At 44.6% G+C, this 21,786-nt stretch carries 15 protein-coding genes and 1 pseudogene; 8 read left to right on the top strand and 8 right to left on the bottom strand.

From position 1 onward, the window contains the following. Nucleotide 1: 1 nt before the first annotated feature. Nucleotides 2–1,378, bottom strand: coding sequence for a selenium-binding protein SBP56-related protein (locus CVD19_RS05100; RefSeq protein WP_101580796.1), 1,377 nt, complete (start codon nucleotides 1,376–1,378; stop codon nucleotides 2–4). Nucleotides 1,379–1,748: 370 nt separating this feature from the next. Between CVD19_RS05100 and CVD19_RS05090 the strand changes: the two genes are divergently transcribed. Further along, nucleotides 1,749–2,540: an HAD family hydrolase gene (locus CVD19_RS05090; RefSeq protein WP_101580794.1), complete on the top strand. Its 792-nt coding sequence runs from the start codon at nucleotides 1,749–1,751 to the stop codon at nucleotides 2,538–2,540. Between the two features lie 107 nt (nucleotides 2,541–2,647). On the opposite strand, the gene moaA is transcribed toward CVD19_RS05090, so the two are convergent. Continuing rightward, a complete protein-coding gene (gene moaA, locus CVD19_RS05085) occupies nucleotides 2,648–3,667 on the bottom strand; it encodes a GTP 3',8-cyclase MoaA (RefSeq protein ID WP_101580793.1) in 1,020 nt (339 codons plus the stop codon). Nucleotides 3,668–3,691: 24 nt separating this feature from the next. Beyond that, entirely contained in the window at nucleotides 3,692–4,480 is a 789-nt protein-coding gene (fdhD, locus tag CVD19_RS05080) for a formate dehydrogenase accessory sulfurtransferase FdhD (protein ID WP_101580792.1), read from the bottom strand. A 569-nt stretch (nucleotides 4,481–5,049) separates the two neighbouring features. Here fdhD and CVD19_RS05075 point away from each other — a divergent pair. The 3 genes from CVD19_RS05075 to CVD19_RS05065 all read left to right on the top strand — a co-directional run bounded on the left by CVD19_RS05075 (nucleotide 5,050) and on the right by CVD19_RS05065 (nucleotide 9,287). Continuing rightward, nucleotides 5,050–6,315 (top strand): L-lactate MFS transporter, encoded by a 1,266-nt coding sequence (locus CVD19_RS05075; protein WP_101580791.1) that lies wholly within the window; start codon nucleotides 5,050–5,052, stop codon nucleotides 6,313–6,315. Between the two features lie 75 nt (nucleotides 6,316–6,390). Next, on the top strand, nucleotides 6,391–6,750 hold the full coding sequence (locus CVD19_RS05070; protein ID WP_101580790.1) for a DUF2294 domain-containing protein: 360 nt from the start codon (nucleotides 6,391–6,393) through the stop codon (nucleotides 6,748–6,750). A gap of 176 nt (nucleotides 6,751–6,926) precedes the next feature. Further along, nucleotides 6,927–9,287 (top strand): FdhF/YdeP family oxidoreductase, encoded by a 2,361-nt coding sequence (locus CVD19_RS05065; protein WP_101580789.1) that lies wholly within the window; start codon nucleotides 6,927–6,929, stop codon nucleotides 9,285–9,287. 205 nt (nucleotides 9,288–9,492) lie between these two features. Here CVD19_RS05065 and CVD19_RS05060 read toward each other — a convergent pair whose 3' ends face one another. From CVD19_RS05060 to pxpB, 5 genes are all read right to left on the bottom strand, one after another. After that, nucleotides 9,493–10,284 carry a putative hydro-lyase gene (locus tag CVD19_RS05060; RefSeq protein WP_101580788.1) on the bottom strand — a complete coding sequence of 264 codons (792 nt, stop codon included), beginning with the start codon at nucleotides 10,282–10,284 and terminating at the stop codon, nucleotides 9,493–9,495. Between the two features lie 19 nt (nucleotides 10,285–10,303). Continuing rightward, the gene (locus CVD19_RS05055; RefSeq protein WP_101580787.1) at nucleotides 10,304–11,494 is read right to left on the bottom strand and encodes an NRAMP family divalent metal transporter; all 1,191 of its coding nucleotides are present in this window, start codon (nucleotides 11,492–11,494) and stop codon (nucleotides 10,304–10,306) included. A gap of 79 nt (nucleotides 11,495–11,573) precedes the next feature. Next, entirely contained in the window at nucleotides 11,574–12,341 is a 768-nt protein-coding gene (locus CVD19_RS05050) for a LamB/YcsF family protein (RefSeq protein ID WP_101580786.1), read from the bottom strand. Nucleotides 12,342–12,356: 15 nt separating this feature from the next. Next, complete coding sequence (locus tag CVD19_RS05045) at nucleotides 12,357–13,358, bottom strand: biotin-dependent carboxyltransferase family protein (RefSeq protein WP_101580785.1); 1,002 nt, start codon at nucleotides 13,356–13,358, stop codon at nucleotides 12,357–12,359. Beyond that, nucleotides 13,358–14,068 carry a 5-oxoprolinase subunit PxpB gene (gene pxpB / locus CVD19_RS05040; protein WP_101580784.1) on the bottom strand — a complete coding sequence of 237 codons (711 nt, stop codon included), beginning with the start codon at nucleotides 14,066–14,068 and terminating at the stop codon, nucleotides 13,358–13,360. The genes CVD19_RS05045 and pxpB overlap by 1 nt, the downstream gene beginning before the upstream one ends. 272 nt (nucleotides 14,069–14,340) lie before the next feature. On the opposite strand from pxpB, the gene CVD19_RS05035 reads away from it, so the two are divergent. The 4 genes and pseudogenes from CVD19_RS05035 to CVD19_RS05020 all read left to right on the top strand — a co-directional run bounded on the left by CVD19_RS05035 (nucleotide 14,341) and on the right by CVD19_RS05020 (nucleotide 21,567). After that, nucleotides 14,341–14,610 (top strand): hypothetical protein, encoded by a 270-nt coding sequence (locus CVD19_RS05035; RefSeq protein WP_101580783.1) that lies wholly within the window; start codon nucleotides 14,341–14,343, stop codon nucleotides 14,608–14,610. Nucleotides 14,611–15,301: 691 nt separating this feature from the next. After that, nucleotides 15,302–17,713, top strand: a pseudogene (locus CVD19_RS05030) (heavy metal translocating P-type ATPase); the annotation flags it as partial. A 1,063-nt stretch (nucleotides 17,714–18,776) separates the two neighbouring features. Then, nucleotides 18,777–19,865, top strand: coding sequence for a serine hydrolase domain-containing protein (locus CVD19_RS05025; RefSeq protein ID WP_101580781.1), 1,089 nt, complete (start codon nucleotides 18,777–18,779; stop codon nucleotides 19,863–19,865). A 211-nt stretch (nucleotides 19,866–20,076) separates the two neighbouring features. After that, nucleotides 20,077–21,567 carry a PAS domain-containing sensor histidine kinase gene (locus tag CVD19_RS05020; RefSeq protein ID WP_101580780.1) on the top strand — a complete coding sequence of 497 codons (1,491 nt, stop codon included), beginning with the start codon at nucleotides 20,077–20,079 and terminating at the stop codon, nucleotides 21,565–21,567. The last annotated feature ends 219 nt before the right edge of the window (nucleotides 21,568–21,786 follow it).

Here is a 21,786-nt window from a genome sequence, read left to right as displayed (position 1 = left end):
GTCACGGATAGCAAAAAGTATCAGTTGAGCAGTCTCCGCCTTCAAGCCTGATTTGGTGTGCCCTTGTATCCCCGAATTCAACAAGGAAGTCCGCATCGATTTCCATTCCGCCTTCCGCACCGATATTCACTTTTATCATCGCACCTTTGATGCCGTCAGTGTAAAATTGGTCATCCCAAGCCCTATACAGCGAGTTCGTAAAATACGCCCTCCGGCCATCCCGGCTCAGCTCGACCATCTGCGGGCCGCCGGTGATCTGTTTTCCAGACGGGTGGGGAACTGGATTGATGATTCCCCCGATTTGGACCGTATCGACATGAACTGGATTAAAGGGATCGCTTACATCATATTGAATCAGCGCTCCCGTTCCCCAGCAGGAAACATAGAGGAATCGGTCATCGAGAGACAGCACCATGTCTGTCACCAATGGCGGAACGGCGCCGACGTCCTTCAATGCAGGTGGCAGCTGGTCGGCCTCGGCTGGCACAGCCGGAATTTCAATGACCTTGCGAGCCGCCCATTTCCCATTATCCCTGAACCAAACCCAGATGGAGCTAGCAAGGTTTGTGACATCGATGACCACACTCGCAAATCCGTATGTCCTCCTAGGGTCATGGGCGGGACGTAGTTCAAGAACCATCTGGTGCTGGTCGCCAAAGTCGATTTCCTGTATGTGGCTGCGTGTCCTGCTGTCAAAAAAGTGAACGCTGTGCCCGTATTTACGCTGCAATAATGCATCAAGCTTCAGGCCGTCCTCAAATAAATCCGGTGTGGCCCATCCACTTGTCACTGTAACATCATGGGCAATATGCCACCAAAAATCATAGGAAAAATGCTGCGGTCCTCTGTCCATTTCCCAGGCGCCCAATACATTAAAGTTGAAATGGTCCAGAAGAAAGATACCGCCCGGGCCTCCGCTGCCTTCCCCGGCTCCCAATGCACTAATAAAAATCCCTTCAGGTCCGCAATGGACGGTGTGGGGCCTGCTGTAACCGGTCCGTTTTTTGATTTCCGCAGGCTCAATTGTTCTGATGATTTTCGGCCTGCGGGGATCAGGTTTAGTATCTGCAATGTAGATTCGGGAAGAACGGATTCCAGGTATGATCAGGTATCTTCGTTCCAATTGCGGATGGAAAGCAGTCGGGCACAATGCCGAGCTGCAGGCATTCCAGCCAAAATGGTGAAGCTCGTCATCGTCACCGGGCAGGTCCAGTCTGTAAACGATTCGTCCATAGGCGGGTGATGCAGGGTTTAAATCAACTACACCAAGTCCATCAGGCTTCAGCAAGGCGACATAAGCCAGCGTTTCAGGCGGCGCTTCCATGGCAGAGCTGGGAGAAGGGTAGAAGGAGGGGTCAGTGCCGAACAATTTTGTCATATGAAAAATCATCCTCTCTTGTTGGGCAGTTACGGTTATTTTATATTATTTTTAATTGAAGGGGTTTAGTCATATTTTTAAGCTGGACATGTTGAAATTTGTGGATACACGGGGCACAACCAGGACTGCGAAGGCCGCCGGATAATGTTTTGCGCTTGATGCCAGGAAACCTCACTGATAAAGTTATGCCCAGGTATCCAGGAAACCTCACTGATAAAGTTATGCCGATGAAACCAGGCAAGCCCACAGTCATTTGGTTGTTCAAGTTTGGAATGCTGTCTGTTATTCTGATGGCACCGAAGATTATATATTCTTTCAATTTCAGAAATGGTACACTGTTAAAATAAATAACGAAAAAATGGGGGACGAAATGATAAAAGCAGTCTTTTTTGATTTAGATGACACACTACTTTGGGACCAGAAAAGTGTGAAGGAAGCCTTTGTTACTACTTGTAAAATCGCTGAAGAACGTTACGGGGTAGACGCTGGCGAACTTGAAGAAGCGGTCCGGGAAGCAGCCAGAAAACTGTACGCTTCCTATGAGACATACCCTTTCACACAAATGATAGGCATCAACCCGTTTGAAGGGCTATGGGGCAATTTTTTGGATGACCACGAGGCTTTTAAGAAAATGAAGGACATCGTCCCGGGGTATCGAAAAGATGCCTGGACCGCAGGCCTTAAGGCAATGGGCATTGATGACCTGGCATTTGGTTTTGAACTGGCGGAACGTTTTCCAAAGGAGCGCAGGAAGGCACCGTTTGTTTACGAGGAAACCTTTGCTACACTGGATGTGTTAAAAGAGAAATATCAACTCCTGCTGTTGACAAACGGCTCGCCAGATCTTCAAAAAACAAAACTGGACATCACATCAGAACTTATTCCGTATTTTGACCAAATCGTCATATCCGGTGATTTCGGAAGGGGAAAGCCAGACCCTTCGATTTTTGAACATGCATTAACAGTGATGGCGATGGACAAAGATGAGGTCATCATGGTCGGGGATAACCTGATGACTGACATTCTTGGTGCCAATCGGGCCGGAATCAAATCGGTTTGGATCAACCGTCACAATAAAGAAAAAAATGAAGTTGTCCCTACATACGAAATTAAACATCTGGAAGAACTTCTTCCAATTTTGGAGGAGCTAAACGAGAAATAGCCGCTTTTTATTATATAAATATAATAATAGAGTCCGAATCCACGTGAAAAACCCCCTTGATAAAAGTGGCTATACAACACTTTTATCAAGGGGATCTCTTTACTATTTTATCCGCCAATATGGCTCATCTCTATTTTCTTTCGCGTTGAACTGGCTTTGCTGCGCTCAACGGAATATCGGTCTTTACGGCCATTCCAGATGTCCTTCAGAAGCTGGGTCAATTGTTCATCTGTCAGTTCCGAGCGGAGAGGGGACCTGATATCATGCCCTTTTGAGGCAAACAGGCAAGTGTAGAGCATCCCGCTGGCAGACAGGCGGGCCCGGTTGCAAGTGGAGCAGAATGCATCTGAGACAGATGATATCACTCCGATTTCATCATCGGAACCAACATACCGGTACCGGCTTGCCACTTCTCCGGTGTAGTTCGGGTCAATTGGTTCGAGTGGCATTACCTCATTTATGTCCGCAATGATTTGCTTTTTCGGATACACATCATCAAGCTTCCACTCGTTTGTATTGCCTACATCCATGAATTCTATGAAACGCAGGATATGGCCCTTTTCACGGAAGAACTTCGCCATCGGAATGACTTCCAAATCGTTCATTCCCCGTTTGACAACCATATTGATTTTCACTTGTAAGCCTGCTTCAGCTGCTGCATCGATTCCATTGAGAACCGTTTGGACGGATACGCCCCGGCCGTTGATTTTCCCGAAGATTTCATCCTGCAAAGAGTCCAGGCTGATTGAAACCCGCTTTAATCCAGCCTGTTTAAGTTCTTTTGCATATTTGGGCAAAAGTGACCCGTTCGTTGTCATCGCAATATCTTCAACGCCGTCGATGTTGTTCATTTTCCTGATCAGCTCAGCCAAATTCGTCCGCATTAAAGGCTCTCCGCCAGTGATGCGGATTTTTTTAACACCCAATGACGCGGTGAATATTTTTGCGAGCCTTTCAAGTTCCTCAAATGACAGCAGTTCCTCTCTTCTTAAGAAGGGATAGTCAGGGCCGAATATTTCGGCAGGCATACAATACGTACAGCGAAAATTACATTTGTCTGTAACCGAAATTCTGAGATCGCGAAGAGGGCGGTTAAAATAATCATATACGGTTTCTTCTGTTTTCATCGATCTTTCCCTCCTCCCAAAATATCAATCTACGATCCTTTCCGGACATGAGTAAACATTGAAAGATTTTCCCCGAATAAAGCCGACCGCTGTAATGTTCAAATCCTTGGCCAGTTTGATTGCCAGGTCAGTAGGGGCTGATTTCGACAGAACGATTCCGACACCGATCTTGGCAGCCTTCAATAAAACTTCTGAAGAAATCCGTCCGCTGAAAACAATGATTTTATCACGGACAGGGACACGGTGTAAAATACTATATCCATATAATTTATCCAGAGCATTATGGCGGCCGATATCGGTACGGACAGCAATCAATTCATCCGGAGTACATAGAGCCGCATTGTGTACCCCACCAGTTTCCTGGAAAACATGGGAACTATTTTGCATCTCATTCATAAGTTTAATACATTGAGACGCGGTGATGGTAGTAGTTGATGTCGATGTTTTTGCGGTTGTCGCATCATTTTTAAAATAGAATTGGCGGCTTTTTCCACAGCAAGAACCGATAAAGCGCTTCGAGTAATATTCCTGGCTTGTGGTGGTATTTGCTTTCAACATCACATAGGCATAGCCCCGGCTTTCGTCGATGCTTATCGAATGGATATCGCTGTAAAAACGGATCACACCTTCAGACGCTAAAAAGCCCACGACCATCTCCTCAAAGTCTGTAGGAGTACATACCATGGTTGCAAACTCCATGTCATTGACATAGATTGTCAATGGAAATTCATTCACAATAACATCTTCTACATCCTGGAATGATCCATGTTCGAATTTCGTTATCGTATATTTTTCACTCATACTTTCCAACATTGTCTTCACCCAATTTTTTTAGAATATAAGAATCTAATCATATTCTAATCTTTTACACAAGAAAAACAACATAAACATAGTGAAAAATTGATAAATCAAGTTAAAAAGGTATTGCACATGTTTTTTTGAAGTGGTAATATTTTTTTGTGTTCAAAAATCTGTCACATTTTGATTCGAGATAGCGATCCTGTCGTCGGTTAAAATGTTACTCTGATTGAAAGCGATTTACTGTTGGTCCGATAGTAGCGAAACCTGCTTGATACTAACCGTCAATTTTTCTCTGCCTGTCCTTTTTTGAATTTGGATACAGGGAAGTTGGCGGTTTTCTAATTGTAATGGTCCTGTTTCATTTTTTGAAATTGGGCCTCAGGATATTTTTACATAAAGATATTCCTTGTTTTTTAATTGAGAGATGAAAAGGGCTCTGCAGGGTTCTTTACAAAAAACATTGGTTGTTCATTCATAGCATGTACTCCTGGTTGAGTACTACATACAACACGAATTTCATCATACGAATAGCACCTGGTTTTATACGGAAAAGAACCCTGACCGAGCGAGGGGGAAAACGTATGAAAAAGACAAAAAACCGCTGGCTGATTGCAGCTTCAGCAGTAGGGCTTCACATTTCCATTGGATCAGTGTATGCCTGGAGCAACTTTACGAATCCTTTGATTGAAGAATTCGGCTGGACTTCAAAGCAAGTACAGTTGACATTCAGTCTGGCAATCTTATTTTTGGGGTTGTCTGCAGCATTCCTTGGCCATTTTGTTGAAAAACACGGACCAAGAAAAGCCGGCCTTCTGGCGGCTGGATTTTTCGGGGCCGGGATTATTGGCTCTGGATTGGCTGTAAATCTTGGTTCATTGCCATTATTGTATATTACTTATGGTGTTTTAGGTGGTATTGGTTTAGGGGTGGGATATATCGCTCCGGTCTCAACACTGGTCAAGTGGTTCCCTGACCGTCGCGGCCTGGCAACAGGGCTTGCGATCATGGGCTTCGGTTTTGCAGCAGCCATTGCCAGCCCGATCATGGATACATTGATTAAATCCGTCGGAACGGCTAATACGTTTTATATTTTGGGTGCAGCTTACTTTATTATCATGACATTATCTTCTTTATATTTGGAAAGGCCGCCTGCTGACTGGGCGCCTGAAGGGTTAAAAGAGAAAGTAAAAGCAGGAAAAACAAAGATCAAGGAAGACCTGTCCCAATTGACAGCCAACGAAGCGATCAAAACTTCCCGTTTCTATTATCTGTGGCTGATGCTGTTTATTAACATCACATGCGGAATCGCGATCCTGTCTGCAGCGAAGCCACTGTCACAGGAAAGCATCGGGCTTTCAACCGCCGAAGCGGCGGCACTTGTTGGTGTACTTGGCCTGTTCAACGGCTTTGGGCGCATTGCTTGGGCATCGATCTCAGATTATATCGGACGTCCCAACACCTATACGATTTTCTTTGCATCACAAATCCTTCTGTTCATGTTGCTGCCACATACAAAAGAAGCCTTTCTTTTCCAGGCCATGCTGGCGATTGTTTATACAATGTATGGCGGTGGGTTTGCGGCAATCCCGGCATTCATTGGTGACGTGTTTGGCACGAAACAGCTTGGCGCCATCCACGGATACATTTTGACTGCCTGGGCAGCTGCCGGATTGGCTGGCCCGATGTTCGCGGCTTGGATGAAGGACACGACTGGAAGCTATGCGACGAGCCTGACGTTCTTTTCCGGATTATTCGTAGTGGCACTTGTAGTTTCCTTGCTCATCCGACTTGATATCAAGAAGCTGCGCAAGGTAAATGAGGCGCAACAATCAAAAGCAGCCAGTTAATTCTTTTCCGCCACCTATTCGTATGGTACAATAACCTATCATGTTAAGCATCTATAGATGGCGGGGGAGGATACCTTGAATAAATACGAAGCAGAATTCAGCAACATTGTCCGTTCCTTTCGCAAGAAGCATATGGGGAAGGGACCGAGCAAAATCACTACGACTTTTTGTAAAAATTGGGCCATCTGTGAAATGGAGGGGAATCTCTCTCCTGTAGAGAAATTTATGGCCTCTGCCACCGAAGGCAAGCAGGCGTTAAGGTCAGCCAGAACCGAAATGGTAAAGGATATGTATCGTAAACATCCACCTGTTGAGATGGAAGAGTTTTTGGGATGCAATTTTAAAGAACTGTTCGTCGATATAGATTTAGACCGTGATTTTGGAATGTCGATCTTCGTTTTTGACGAAGACATCCAGGCAAAATTCAACAAATAGGTATGGCACTTGGTAGCGAACCTGCAAAAGACTAACCACCGTATGAATTCGACAGCTATTGCACATCGAGTTCGCGGTGGTTTTTCTTTTTGAACAAGTAAATAACAGGAAAATTAGATTGCTCCTATTTTTCCTATCATATATTAAAAACAGTAATCTATTGGGAGTGTTTTAAAATGGGAAAAACAAAACATCCAGGACCTCAGAAAAAAATAGCGATGCCGGCACCAAAGCATTGGGTCAGCCCAATTCCATTCGGGCTTACTAAAATTAAGCCAAAGCACATCAGAGATACCATGAAAATCGCCTGGGATAACAGAGATAACCTGGGATATGCAACAAACATCATAACAAAGGGTGTCTGTGATGGCTGTGCGTTGGGTGTATCCGGCCTTCATGACCAGACATTGACAGGTCCACACCTTTGTACAACCAGATTGAATGTTCTTCGGCTGAACACTGTAGGTGCCATTAAACCTGAGATCCTGCATGCGGATATCGATGAACTAAGAAAATATGACAGTACTCAGCTTCGTAAATTGGGCCGTATTCCATACCCAATGATCCGCAGAAAAGGAGAGCGTAAGTTTTCCCGGATCACATGGGATGAAGCAATGGTTATGATTGCCGATAAAATGAAAAAGCTTGACCCGAAACAATATGCATTTTATTTAACCAGCCGCGGAATCACAAATGAATCTTACTATGTTGCAGGTAAAGTTTCCCGGTTCCTTGGCACAAACCATGTGGACAATGCGAGCCGCATTTGCCATTCACCATCAAAAACAGCATTAAAGCGCTCGGTTGGGGTAGGAGCTTCCACATCAAACTACCAGGACTGGATTGGAACAGACGTCCTGCTGTTCTGGGGAAGTGTAGCTTCAAACAGCTCACCAGTATCGACAAAGTATATGCTTGAAGCAAAGAAAAAGGGTACAAAAATCATCGTGGTGAACCCTTACAAAGAGCCAGCGATGGATAAGTACTGGATTCCTTCCAACCCTGAATCAGCATTATTCGGAACGAAGGTAGCGGACGATTTCTACCAGGTCAACATCGGCGGAGATATTGCGTTCATGCACGGAATCATGAAACACTGGTTTGACATGGAAGAAAAAGCACACGGTTCAGCGATCAACCATGAATTCGTAAAAGAGCATGTAAACGGCTATGAAGAATTAAAGGCAAAAGTCCAGGAACAAAGCTGGGATGCCATTATCGAATCCTCTGGTGTGACAAAAGAGCGCATCATTGAGCTGGCAGAATTGCTTGCAAGCAGCAAAAATGCTGTATATGCTTGGGCGCTGGGCTTGACTATGCACTCATTTGCAACAGATAACATCTCTCAGGTAGCCAACCTTGCGTTGCTGCGCGGACACCTTGGCCGCAAGCATGCAGGCCTTATGCCTTTCCGTGGGCACTCTTCTGTTCAAGGTAGCGGCGAGATGGGGGCTGACCCATTTGTTCTGCCTGGAGGCGACTTCTACGGTGAGAACATCGAGCGTATAGAAAAATTATGGGGCTTCAAATTGCCGGAATGGCAAGGGGACATTGTCGGCGTGACGCTTGAGAACATCGTCCTGCCTGAAGACCATGAACGCAAGATCAAATTGTATTACCTTTCTGGCGGTAATTTCCTTGAAACAATGCCAGATCCTGATTTTGTTGAAAAAGCACTGTCTGAACTTGAGATCCGTGTCCACCAGGATATCATCCTGAATACTTCCACTCTTGTGGATGCCAAGGAAGCTGTCATCGTCCTTCCGGCAAAAACCCGCTATGAACAGGAAGGCGGCGGCACATCGACTTCCACAGAGCGGATGGTGTACTTCAGCCCGGAAATCGAAGGAAACAAAAACAAGATTGAAGAAGCGCGTGCTGAATGGAAAATCTATATTGATTTAGCTAAGCGCATTAAGCCAGAAACAGCCCATTTGGTTGATTTCACGGATGGCCAGGCTATCCGTGACGAAATTGCACTGGCTAATCCTAATTATGATGGAATCCAGCATCTCAAAAAAGCAGGCGATGTATTCCAGTGGGGCGGAGCTTGGCTATGTGAAGACGGTATCTGTCCGACTCCAGATGGAAAAGGCAATCTGATTAATGTTGACATTCCTGATCTAGGTAAAAAGGAAGGCCAGTTTATTGTAACTTCCCGCCGCGGTAAGCAATTCAATTCCATGGTTTACAATGAAGTGGACCCATTGAATGGGGCAGGCAGATACGATGTATTGATGAGCAAGGAAGATGCCCTTGAGCTGAGCATTGCAGAAGGTGAAGGAATTGTATTGTACAATGGCTTTGGCGTATTCCAGGGAAGAGCAAAGTTCGTTGACATCGCACGCGGAAATGTTGAAGTTCACTTCCCTGAAGGAAACTTCTTGCTGCCAAGAGGCCGCTATGAGAAATTCGCCGGCATTCCTGATTACAATATCACGGTCACACTGGAAAAAGCTGATCGCTTCAATGCCCGAAAGGATGTAGACTATCTTGAAAAACGCATCGAAGACGATGAACTCGATGCGCCGGCATAATAGAAAAGTATGTTAGAGTTTACAAGCTTGCATACCGATCCTGATGGATTGTGTGTGCAAGCTTTTTTGTTGAGTTTCTTTCTTACATTGGTAACCATTGTAAGGATTGAACCGTGGTAAGGGCAGCTATGGCTTGAGGGATTTATAATTGGCTTATACAGTTCAAAGGCGTCACCTCATGAGAGGGGACGCCTTTCTACTATTATTATAGAATACTAAACTGTTCATTTTTCAAATCAGTGACAAACATGTGGCCAGGAGCATGGGTAATCATGATTTCCGGCTTCACATGCATGGCAATTGCCTGTGGAGTCACGCCGCACGCCCAGAAAACAGGAACTTCACCTTGTTTGATGCTGACACTGTCACCGAAGTCCGGGCTGTTGATGTCCTCGATCCCGATTGCGGCAGGGTTGCCGATATGGACTGGTGCTCCATGCACGGATGGGAACCTGCTTGTCACTTGTACTGCGCGAATCGCGTCTTTTTCTGTCATTGGCCGCATGCTCACCACAGTCGGTCCTTCAAACCTTCCAGCTTTTACGGTCGGGATATTTGTTTTGTACATAGGCACGTTGCAGCCTTCCTCAATGTGGCGGATCGGGATGCCATTTTTCAGAAGGGCTTCTTCGAAAGTAAAGCTGCAGCCGATCAGGAATCCTACCATGGAATCGTCCCAAAGCCCGGTGACATCAGTCAATTCCTCGGTAAAGACACCGTTGCGATACACTCTGTATTTGGGGATATCCGTCTTTAAATCCGCATCTGGTGCAGACAATTCAGGCACGCCGGAGCCCGGCATGGTTACATCGATAATCGGGCAAGGCTTTGGGTTCCGCTGGCAAAACAGCAGGAACTCGAACGCAAGATCCTGCGGCAGGACAGCCAAATTACCCTGGATGTAACCATTTGCCAGTCCGGAAGTTGGCTTGAGCCACAAGTTTTGGCGGATCATTTCACGAACTTCCCTTGGTGTTTTTACTTTTGCAGTAATCATGATCAAACCTCCATCACTTTTATTTAAACAGCTGTGGAATGCCGTTGATTAAGGAGTAACCACCCATATAGGACATCGTGATGACAATGATGATGCCAAAGAGCGTCATCCAGAGAGGATGCTTATAGTTGCCGACAATTTTAGTACGGTGGGCTGCAATCAACATCACTGCCAGCGCTATCGGCAGGATCAGTCCATTAAGTGCGCCAACCAGTACAAGGATTTTTACTGGCCTTCCTATTAAAACAAATACTAATGTAGAAATGGCAATAAATCCAACAGTGAACCACTTGCTGTGTCGTTCCACTGTTTTGCTCAATGTCTGGATGAATGAAACTGATGTATAGGCGGCGCCGACAACGGACGTTACAGCAGCGGCCCACATGACTATACCAAAGATTTTGTAGCCGACATTGCCTGCAGCCAGTTTAAAAACGGAGGCAGGGGGATTGTCCGGGTCAATGGGTAGCCCCTGGGCAACGATCCCGAGAGCTGCAAGGAACAGGAAAATCCTCATGATCGAAGCGATCCCAATTGCACTGACGGCGCTTTTTGTCACTTCCGGCAGAGCTTGTCTGCCTTTCACCCCGGCATCCAGTAAACGGTGTCCGCCAGCAAATGTGATATAGCCCCCGACAGTTCCGCCGACAAGTGTCACGATGGCAAGAAAATCAATCTCATCAGGAACAAAGGACTTAACAACAGCTTCTCCTAGTGGAGGTTCAGCCGTAAACATCACATAAACAGTCAGGGCAATCATGACGAACCCCATGATCTGTGCGAATCGGTCCATCGCTTTCCCTGCTTCACGGACAAGAAAGATTCCGATAGCGACAATACCGCTCAACAAAGCACCCATTTCTGCTGTGAGGCCGAATAATACGTTAACGCCAAGCCCTGCACCGGCGATATTGCCGATATTAAAAGCAAGGCCCCCGGCAACAATAAGGGCGGCAAGGAAATATCCTAAGCCAGGCAGTACATCGTTGGCAATATCCTGTGCCCGTTTTTCTGAGATGGCAATGATTCGCCAGATGTTCATCTGGGCACCGATATCAATGATGATGGATATTAAAATAACAAAACCAAAGCTCGCCAGCAGTTCCTTCGTAAACACTGTGGTCTGGGTCAGGAACCCGGGCCCGATTGCGGATGTCGCCATCAAGAATGCGGCACCCATTAATAAACTTGCACGTGATTTATTCTCCATAGTAAGCCCCCTTGAAGTTTATACATTGTTGGCAGAGCTTCTTTTTTGGTAAGTTGAAGCATTTTTCTGCTATCTTTCATTATATAAAGCTGCTGATTTTAGCAACTGTGATACCTGACTCCTTTAGAGCGCTGTTGATATATTTTGCAAAGTCGAGTGCGCTTTCTCCGTCCCCATGGATGCATACTGTATCCGCCTTGATCTCGACGTCCTCACCCTGTAGGGAAGTGACCTTGCCATCTTTAACCATCCTGATCACCTGGCTGACAGCAACTTCATGATCTTTAATGAGCGCGTCAGGATGCTTCCGCGGGGTAAGCGAGCCATCCTGCTGGTAGGTCCGGTCAGAAAATACTTCATTTACCGAGCGCAGGCCGAGCTTCTTGCCCGCCTTGACAAGTTCGCTGCCGGAGAGCCCGAAGAATACCAGCTGAGGGTCAACCTTATAAACTGCTTCTGCGATCGATTCGGCCAATGGGGCACTTTTTGCTGCCATGTTGAACAGGGCACCATGTGGCTTCACATGCTGGACTTTTCCGCCTTCAGCTTTGACGAAAGCGGAGAGGGCACCAATTTGGTAAACAACGATGTCATAAGCGTCCTGGGGTGAAATCTGCATTTCCCGTCTGCCGAAACCAACGAGATCCTGCAGCCCTGGATGAGCGCCTATCCCGACATTTTTCTCAAGCGCCAATTTCACTGTCTTCCGCATTGTTGCCGGGTCACCGGCGTGGAATCCGCAGGCAATGTTCGCGGACGTCACATAGTCAAGGATTTCCGCGTCCCTTCCGAGTGTATAAGTGCCAAAACTTTCTCCCATGTCACAGTTTATGTCAACTTTCACCATTTTCCGCTGTTCCTCCTATCTGAATTTTAGTGAAATCCCATTGACCAGCTGCTTTATTTTTGTCTCTCTTTTTAAGAAAAGGAGCTGTGCTTCTTCATGGGTTATTTCCTTGAATAGAATTTTATCTCCCGGCTTTGCCTGTGCTATTAGAGGCAGGTCCACTGTTGCAATTTGACCTATCTTTGGGTATCCGCCTGTCGTTTGCCTGTCAGCCAAAAGGACAATCGGATTTCCTTCGGATGGCACCTGTATGGACCCGAAGCTAACGGCTTCGGAAATCAATTCATCGGGAAGCTCAAGTGCCAAAAATGGCCCCTTCAACCGGTAGCCCATCCGGTCTGACTGGGGTGTGACTTCAAATGGTTCACTGAAAAACCTGTGTTTACTGTCTTCCGAAAATAGATCGTATTGCCTGCCACGCATAACTCGGATAAATGGATCTTTTCGGTGCAGGGGAATCAGGTCAGAAGCAACCGACCATTCCATTTCTGCGAACGTCTGGTCACCGGCTTGTGTTGCCAGGTGTTCGACAATGGTCTGTGAGAACCTGCCCGGAGGATTGAACTCAATCTCGTCTCCAGCTTGCAGGGGACGCCCATGAAAACCGCCAATCCCCGCCCTCAGATATGTCGATTTGCTTTCCATTACCTCCGGGACGGCAAAACCGCCAGCTACCGCAATGTAAGCCCGTGTGCCGGATTTAGCCGGTCCGAAGCTGAGTTTACTTCCTTTTTTAACGTAAATGGAGCGCCAAAGCCTTACAGGCGCCCCGTCGACAGCAGGGGACAAGTCGCCGCCGCATATTGAGATCAGGGCATCCCTTTCAAATTGCATGGCAGGCCCCATTAAAGTGACTTCCATAGTTGGTTCGTTTTCTTGGTTTCCTGCTAAAATATTTGCAATGCGATGTGAGAGGGGATCCATGACGCCACTCGCGATCACGCCGTATTTTTGATAGCCGAATCTTCCCAAATCCTGAATGCTGGAAAGGAGGCCTGGTTTGATGATGGACAGCATCACTTTTCACCCCGCAATTCCAAGTATTCTTTATAGCTGATAGGCTTAAACCTGATTCTGTCCCCGGCCCGCAACAAGCTTGGCGGCTGTTCGACAGGTCGGAACAGTTCAAGAGGTGTCCTGCCGATCAACTGCCAGCCACCAGGTGTTTCAATCGGGTAGACGCCTGTCTGCTTTCCGGCGATTCCCACTGTCCGCGGCGGGATTTTCAATCGCGGCCTTTCCCTTCTTGGTGCCGCTATTTTTTCCGACATCCCGCCAATATAAGGGAAGCCCGGGGCGAATCCGATCATATGGACGATGTAATCTCCAGTTGAATGAATATGGATGACTTCTTCTGTTGTCAGACTGTTATGGTCCGCGACAAACTGCAGGTCCGGCCCCAATTCTCCTCCGTAACAGACCGGTATTTCAACAACGCGGGGATCCGCAACATTGCCAGCTTCAACCTGGCTTAATAATGAACGGATTCTTGAACAAACATAATCATATGGGGGAATATTCACTTTCCCATTATCCGAAGCTTTCACAGGATCGTAAAACAAAGTGAGGGTCGTGAAGGCGGGTATGTATTCGATTATCCAGTTTTCTGTATAATTATCCAAAAAAGTACAAATAAATTGAACTTTTTGCTGTGTTTTTATATTTATTTCTTCTCCGAGTTCGATAATGACTGCATTATCACCTAACGGATGTAAGCTGTATTCCAAATGTTACACCCCCTGAAAACGTATCTTTCTCTATCTAGTGCATTACGTATCGCAGTTGATGCCTTCTTATATATTAGGATTGAACATTAAAAGCATGTGTAGTGAGCTACTAAGTTCCTTGGCATTTTTGAGTAGTTTCCCTAAATTTTATTTTCTTTATTATACGTTACGTTTTTGAATAGTCAAATATTTTGTGATTAGTTTTCATATTGTGTTTTTGAGAATGTTTTCGGTTACGAAACAAATGCCAGGGTTAATATTGAGGATCAAATATGGAATTCCGGTTTAAGCGGTATTACCGGAAGCAGCCCGGATACTGCGGACAAAGGGGAGAACAGCAGTTATACAAGGCAAGCCTGCGGATGCCTAGTACGGCGAAAAAACGAAAAGGGCGCTTAAGCATCTTGTTTCTTTGTTTGCGGGGCACAGCTAAATCTTTGCGTGGCTTGTGCTATATTTTTGCGGATTTCCGCGATACATTCATTTCTAAACAGTTTGTCCATATTGCTTGGAGAAGCCCATCTGAAAAATTGTATGTTTGACCGGGTTAAAAAAGGCGATCTTGAAGTTCTGGCTGAAGCATTAAATTTCCATACAAAGAGTAATGAAAATAGTCGATAAGGTATCTCTGTATATAATCAAAGAACAGGGATAGTAGCAGGATGACAGACTATCGAACGTGCCTTACTTGGCACGTTTTTTAATGGTTGAGGATTTTCAATCCCTGGTCTCGCTTCGGCACCATTAACTTTGTTGCTTTCTCACCTACAGGTTATAACAGGAACAGCGTTTTATTTGTAGCGGTTGTAAAGGACTTTGTACATGGGGAATATTGAATTTTGTCCAATAGAGGCGTTCTAAAGAACTTTACACTGATGGAGTTCGATGATGTTGTCAGATAGGGCGCTTCTAAACGACTTTACACTGAGGTTATTCCATGTTTATGTCCAATAGACCGATTCTTTTATGCAGTAAAATCGTTCGACTTTGACATTTTTTGTTTGGCAGGGGAAGGCAGTTTCTCTGTAAAATTGCGGAGCAGTGCATGATAAATTCGGAAACACGCAAATTAATTGCGGCTTTTAAACATAGCCGGCACAGTAAAATAGTTTCATAAGCGATGTTCTTTACCATACCTTTAACCTGAATCACATAAATAGGTCTCAAAATTAAATAGGTACTGAGGTATGGTAATCATCTGCTAAAGAAAATGCCTTGTGAGGAGTGAGGTCAATGGAAAGTGCTTCCCTAAAAGAAATTCAAATCGCTATCACAGGGATGACATGTGCCGCATGTGCTTCCCGAATTGAAAAAGGGCTTAAAAAAGTGGACGGAGTAGATATTGCTAACGTTAACCTTGCCCTTGAAAAAGCAACTGTCAGATATGATCCTATAGTCACGAAGGTACAGGACATAGATAAGAAAATACATGATTTAGGCTATGGAGTCGTTACAGACAAAGCAGAGTTTGACGTTTTTGGCATGACCTGTGCCGCTTGCGCAGCCCGCATAGAGAAAGGGTTAAAAAAACTGGAGGGCGTGAGAAATGCTCATGTGAATTTGGCGCTTGAAACTGCTTTTGTTGAATATAATTCGTCCCAGGTAAGCATAAAGGACATTGAATCAAAGGTCGAAAAAATTGGTTATAAGGCAATCCCGAAAAAAGAGGGAGAAAATGCTGACCACCGGGCTGATGAAATTGAAAGGCACAAAGGGAGGGTGATCTTTTCTGTTATCCTGTCGTTTCCGCTCTTATGGGCTATGGTTTCCCATTTTGAGTTCACCTCTTTTATTTACCTTCCCGATATGCTAATGAATCCATGGGTACAATTGGCACTTGCGACGCCACTGCAACTTATAATCGGGTGGGCATTTTACGTTGGTGCTTATAAGGCCATCCGTAACAAAAGCGGCAATATGGATGTTCTAGTCGCATTGGGTACGTCCGTCGCATATTTTTACAGTCTGTATTTATCTATAAAATCGATCAACTCAGAGGCACACATGGAAGACCTCTATTTTGAAACGAGCGCCATATTAATCACTTTCATCGTCATGGGAAAACTGTTTGAAGCAAAAGCAAAGGGGAAATCGTCCGACGCAATCAAGAAGCTGATGGGGTTACAGGCAAAAACAGCTATTGTCATACGAAATGGCATAGAACAAGAAATTCCCCATGAAGAAGTAGTAGTGGGTGATTTGTTGCTAGTCAGGCCAGGTGAAAAAGTACCCGTTGACGGTGAAATTATCGAAGGACGTTCTGCCGTAGATGAGTCGATGCTGACAGGGGAAAGCATCCCTTCTGATAAATCAGTTGGTGACCGTGTTATTGGTGCAACGATAAACAAGAACGGCTTCTTAAAAATCAGGGCTGTCAAAGTTGGGAAAGAAACCGCTCTTGCACAAATCATCAAGGTAGTCGAAGAAGCACAAGGTTCGAAGCCTCCGATCCAGCGTCTCGCAGATCAAATATCGGCCATCTTTGTTCACGTTGTTGTAGGAATTGCGTTCATCACATTTGTGATTTGGTATTTATGGATCAGCCCTGGTGAATTTGCGGAATCTCTTGAGAAATTGATTGCAGTTCTGGTCATCGCTTGCCCGTGCGGACTTGGATTGGCGACGCCAACCTCGATTATGGCAGGCTCTGGCCGCGCAGCAGAATTTGGAATTCTTTTTAAGGGAGGGGAACATTTAGAAACTACCCAAAAAATCACAACGGTATTGCTTGATAAAACTGGGACGGTTACAAAGGGAGCTCCAGAGTTAACAGACATCCTCGTTGAACCGGGCATGAGGGAAAAAGAATTTCTGTACCTGGCAGGATCAGCTGAATATCAATCGGAACACCCTTTAGCAGAAGCGATTGTTGGCGCGATTAAAGAGAAGGGAATCCATCTCGGAGAGGTAAGCCATTTTGAAGCCATTCCAGGCTTTGGGATTAAAGCTTCTGTAAACGGAAAAGAAGTACTAGTCGGAACAAGGAAATTATTGAATCAACACCAAGTAGATTTTCTCGGGATAACAAAAATGATGGAAGATCTTGAACAGAGCGGAAAGACAGCCATGCTAGTGGCCGTTGATGGTGTGTATGCAGGCATGATTGCCGTTGCAGATACGATAAAAGAAACATCAAAGCAAGCCATCCAGCGACTGAAGGATATGGGACTTGAAGTCGTCATGAACACTGGTGATAACGAAAGGACTGCCGACTCAATTGCCCGGCAGGCCGGCATCGAGAAGGTCATTGCCGAGGTTCTTCCAGAGGGCAAAGCTCAGGAAGTGAAAAAGTTCAAGCAGCAAGGAAAAGTAGTGGCCATGGTTGGGGATGGCATTAATGATGCGCCGGCACTGGCGACAGCTGACATCGGGATGGCAATTGGCACCGGTACTGATATTGCGATGGAAGCAGCTGATATTGCTCTTATACGCGGAGATTTAAACAGTATAGCTGACGCCATCTTCATGAGTAAAAAGACAATCGAAAATATTAAGCAAAATTTGTTTTGGGCATTTGGATACAATGCAGTTGGCATCCCATTTGCAGCCGTTGGGTATCTTGAACCTTGGCTGGCAGGGGCGGCTATGGCGTTCAGCTCGGTTTCAGTCGTTTTAAATGCCCTTCGTTTGCAGCGCGTAAAACTGAACATTCATAACGATTTTAGAAAGAAAGGGGAGGCAGGTATGAAAAAATGGGCAATTGCAGCCGTTCTGTATATTGCTATTGTTATTGGAGCGTTTCAGGCGTATGAGAAATGGATTGCTGATGAGAAGCCTACGGCCGCACAAGCGGACAGCCACGACGCAAAAGGGGTGAAGGAAGGCGGACATGGTAACAGTGATCAAGAAAATGCTAGCCACGAAGGTGAAGTGAGTGCTGGCCATGATGATGGGGAAAGTGAAGGCCATGTGGAAGACGCAGGCGGCAGCCATGCCCACGGAGGCGATTCTAAACACCAGGATGGCAGCGAGGTGAATGCGTTTGTACAGAATGATAAAAACAACCTGAAGATTTTCCTGAAGGATAAGGCCGGCAATCCCGTTGACGAGCTTGAAGTAAACCACGAAAAGATCCTGCATCTGATCATCGTGGACGAACAATTGGAGAAATACTACCATGTGCACCCGGAAAAAACCGGTAACGGTGAATTTTCAATTGGCAATATGCTTCCTGAAGGATTTTATAAAGCCTTTGTCGACATTAAGCCATCAAATCTTGCTTATGAAGTTGAACCAGTAACATTTGTAGTAGGAAATCCGGGCGGTGAAACGCACGGTCATGAGCTTGAGCCGGACACCGCTTTCGAAAAGACGGTTGAAGGAGAAAATGTCGAATTACACATTAGTTCCTTCAAGGCGAATGAGCCAGTAACGTTGTCATTTGATTTGGATAAAACGAATCTGACTCCATATTTAGGAGCAATGGGCCATGTAGTCATACTTGACGAAAATGCGAAAAAGTTTCTCCATGTCCACCCGAAAAATGATACAGATCCGGTTTTTGAAACACAATTCGATAAACCTGGCATCTATAAAATTTGGGCAGAGTTTCAACAAAACGGAAAAGTCAGGGCGTTTCCATTTGTGATAGAAATAACGGAATAAATTTTTTCTGCCATCATTGGGCAGCCCGGTATCCAAATATATAGCTGCCTGATCAGGCAGACGCGTTACCTGAAACTGTGCATGAAAAAACGGAGGAAAATACATGAAGCGGGAACAAGCAAAATTAATGATTGAAAACAAGATGAGAAAAACCGTCAGTGCAAACCAAAAGCTTCTTAATGCTTACTTGCTGATCCATTCGGATACATTGAATATTCACTGGAATATGGCTTTCGGAGAAACGGATAAAATGCCTGCTATTCCACATCAACCGTATCATACTGCAAGTATAGGAAAAACCTTTACAGCTATTATTATTGCCATGTTAGCTGAAGAAGGAAAACTAAATTTTAGCGATCCAATATCAAACTATTTAAATGAAGATATAATAAAAGACTTACACATTCATAAAGGGAAAGACTATTCCCACGAAATCCGTATTGAACATTTATTGAGTAATACATCAGGGCTGCCTGATTACTATGAGCTTAAACCTAAAGGCGGGAAACATTTTTTAAAGATTCTGCTGGAAGATGCTTCACGAGTTTGGACCCCACAAGAAACAATAGAGTGGTCTAAACAATATCTAAGACCCCGTTTTCCACCAGGTAAAGGCTACCATTATACGAATACTGGTTTTAACCTTTTAGGGCTAATAATCGAAAATATTACCTCAAAGCCTTATCAAGAAGTTCTCCATGAGTATATTTTTAAGAGGCTCAACATGAATGAATCGTACTTATCCCAATTTTCAGAGCCAGCAGAAAAAAGCAGTCACCCTGTAGCCAATGTATATTCCTTAGATCGGCCAATTCGAGTGGAAGACCACCGCAGTTTCTCTAGTGTGTATGCCGCCGGGCAAACAGTAAGCACCTCTGAGGACCTACTCGTATTCATGAAGGCATTGGCAGGCAATCAATTGATATCACAAAAATCATTTTCAGCCATGCAAAATTGGACGAAAATGTGGATGGGCGTAGATTATGGTTACGGTCTAATGAGGATTCGGATGGTTCCATTTACTGAAAAGTATAATGTATGGGGACATTTAGGGTCGATTGCATCCTTCATGCTTTACAATCCTTCAATGGATGTGTATATCATTGGCAATTTCAATAATACAGCGTATTTGAGGAAAAGCATCGGTTTCGTCTATAACACTCTTAAAACGGTCTCTAAAACGATGGCTTAATAGACAGAACAATTTTATTCAATGGTCTAATAAAAGGGGAATTACTGTAAGTGCGGTAATTCCTTTTTCATATTCTCCCTGAGCCTTGTAGTAAATGTTTTAAAAATATGTTGTAAATTCAAAAGAATAAAATTATCATCAAACTACCGGTACATATTTGGGAATAAAACGGAGTTCAACCTGTCACAAATTTTTGCAGGTGGTGAGTAAAATGGAGAAGGCAACCCCTATTAACTGGGAGTTTGAAATGATTACACAGCATGCATTGGATATTCTACTCATTGTTGACAAGAATCAAAACATAATGTTTGTTACACCTTCATTCGAATTGGTTTTAGGATACAATCCTGATGAAGCACTTGGCACAAATGCATTTGATGCGGTTCACCCTGACGATCGGGAATTCATGATGGAAGCGCACAGAAAAGTGATGATAACAGAGCAGCCACTGACTAATGAATATCGGGTGTTCCACAAGAATGGGGACTTGAAATATTTCGAGTCACGGGTCATGCCAGTTCCAGACCACCCAGACCGTCTTGTGGTAGTTTCCATTCGGGATATTACGATACGAAAATCGATGGAAACTGAAATTAAGAAAAGAAAGAATCGGTATGAAGAATTACAAAACAGTTTAAAAAGTTTTTCCAGGGACTTATCTTCTGTATTGAAAATAGCTGACATGGAAGCGAGGCTGCTTAACGAGATAAAGACGGTTCTTCCCGGCTCAGAACCAGAAATACTCCTTTTCAATCGTAAACAACAGAACATTGAAGAGGATAGTTTAAGCGAATTGGAGCCCGTTTTCCCACAATTAATTATTGGGAAGTTGATATATATGGAGGATCGGATTCTTATCAGGATCGGGGATCGAAACGACCTTTCTTATGTCCTTTCTCTAAATGTATCTTCCGTCAGTGAATCAATGGACTTAATTTGGGTGGAAACTTTCGTCTACTATGCGGTAATGGTGTTTGAGAGTTTGAATGTCATTGAAAATTTATTAAAACAATTGGAATCCGCTTTGGACAAGAATGAACGGCCACAGTGGATTTTGAGGCTGCTGTTTAATCTCTCGGAAAAACAACGCCTGCAGCTATCCAGTGACTTACATGACACAGTTTTATTGGATCAAATAGATTTATATAGAGGACTGGAAGCACTCCTTGAAAAGTCTGAGTTTAATAAAGAGATGAAGGAGGACCTCGGGGGGGTTGTCCGGGGATTATTGGATACGATCCATCAAATTCGAACGACATGCAATGAATTGCGTCCGCCACTCCTTAGGGAAATAGGCCTCGAAAGAGCTTTGGAAAATTTATTCGATTATACCCAGGTATCATCAACCTATAAAATTACTTTTCGTACAGACAATACAACCGGACTTTCTTTGGGTGAAGAAAAAACGATCGGCCTCTACCGTATTGTACAGGAATTGCTTAACAATGCCACGAAGCACTCCCAGGCTATGAATCTTCATTTTTTTATGAAAAAGACCAATGACACCTTGATGCTCGAATATATAGATGATGGCAAAGGGTTTGAGACGGAAAAATTGAATCCTTCCTTTAACAGTATGGGACTATCCAGCATGCGGGAACGGGTACAAAGTCTTGACGGCAGAATAGAAATTATCTCACAGCCAGGAACAGGCGTAAGAGTAGTCATCCATATGCCAATCCATGGAATAGATTTTGTATAAATAGAACTTTTCCAAACAACGATTTCAACAGGATACAATTTGAGCCACCAAATGGTGGTTTTTTTGTGGGAAAAACTGAAGATGCGCTCAATATCTTGATTGTTTTTATCCGAAATTTCCTTTGGGGCATAATGCAAAAAGATGTGGGCTCTCCCCAAAAACATTGCGGTTAAGAAGCATTGTTTCTTTTGTACAATGTACTTGCAAAAACAATATAAA

It is taken from the genome of Bacillus sp. T33-2 (assembly GCF_002860205.1).
Lineage (GTDB): Bacteria > Bacillota > Bacilli > Bacillales > Cytobacillaceae > T33-2.
The sequence above is the reverse complement of the archived record's forward strand: the minus strand, read 5'-3'. Positions and strand labels throughout refer to the sequence as shown.

What these genes read in the sequence shown, in the direction of transcription:
- CVD19_RS05050 (WP_101580786.1), bottom strand. Translation starts at nt 12,341, where the DNA reads ATGGTGAAAGTTGACATAAACTGTGACATGGGAGAAAGTTTTGGCACT.
- CVD19_RS05090 (WP_101580794.1), top strand. Translation starts at nt 1,749, where the DNA reads ATGATAAAAGCAGTCTTTTTTGATTTAGATGACACACTACTTTGGGAC.
- CVD19_RS05075 (WP_101580791.1), top strand. Translation starts at nt 5,050, where the DNA reads ATGAAAAAGACAAAAAACCGCTGGCTGATTGCAGCTTCAGCAGTAGGG.
- moaA (WP_101580793.1), bottom strand. Translation starts at nt 3,667, where the DNA reads ATGAAAACAGAAGAAACCGTATATGATTATTTTAACCGCCCTCTTCGC.
- CVD19_RS05100 (WP_101580796.1), bottom strand. Translation starts at nt 1,378, where the DNA reads ATGACAAAATTGTTCGGCACTGACCCCTCCTTCTACCCTTCTCCCAGC.
- CVD19_RS05055 (WP_101580787.1), bottom strand. Translation starts at nt 11,494, where the DNA reads ATGGAGAATAAATCACGTGCAAGTTTATTAATGGGTGCCGCATTCTTG.
- fdhD (WP_101580792.1), bottom strand. Translation starts at nt 4,480, where the DNA reads ATGTTGGAAAGTATGAGTGAAAAATATACGATAACGAAATTCGAACAT.
- CVD19_RS05025 (WP_101580781.1), top strand. Translation starts at nt 18,777, where the DNA reads ATGAAGCGGGAACAAGCAAAATTAATGATTGAAAACAAGATGAGAAAA.
- CVD19_RS05065 (WP_101580789.1), top strand. Translation starts at nt 6,927, where the DNA reads ATGGGAAAAACAAAACATCCAGGACCTCAGAAAAAAATAGCGATGCCG.
- CVD19_RS05045 (WP_101580785.1), bottom strand. Translation starts at nt 13,358, where the DNA reads ATGCTGTCCATCATCAAACCAGGCCTCCTTTCCAGCATTCAGGATTTG.
- CVD19_RS05035 (WP_101580783.1), top strand. Translation starts at nt 14,341, where the DNA reads ATGGAATTCCGGTTTAAGCGGTATTACCGGAAGCAGCCCGGATACTGC.
- CVD19_RS05060 (WP_101580788.1), bottom strand. Translation starts at nt 10,284, where the DNA reads ATGATTACTGCAAAAGTAAAAACACCAAGGGAAGTTCGTGAAATGATC.
- CVD19_RS05020 (WP_101580780.1), top strand. Translation starts at nt 20,077, where the DNA reads ATGGAGAAGGCAACCCCTATTAACTGGGAGTTTGAAATGATTACACAG.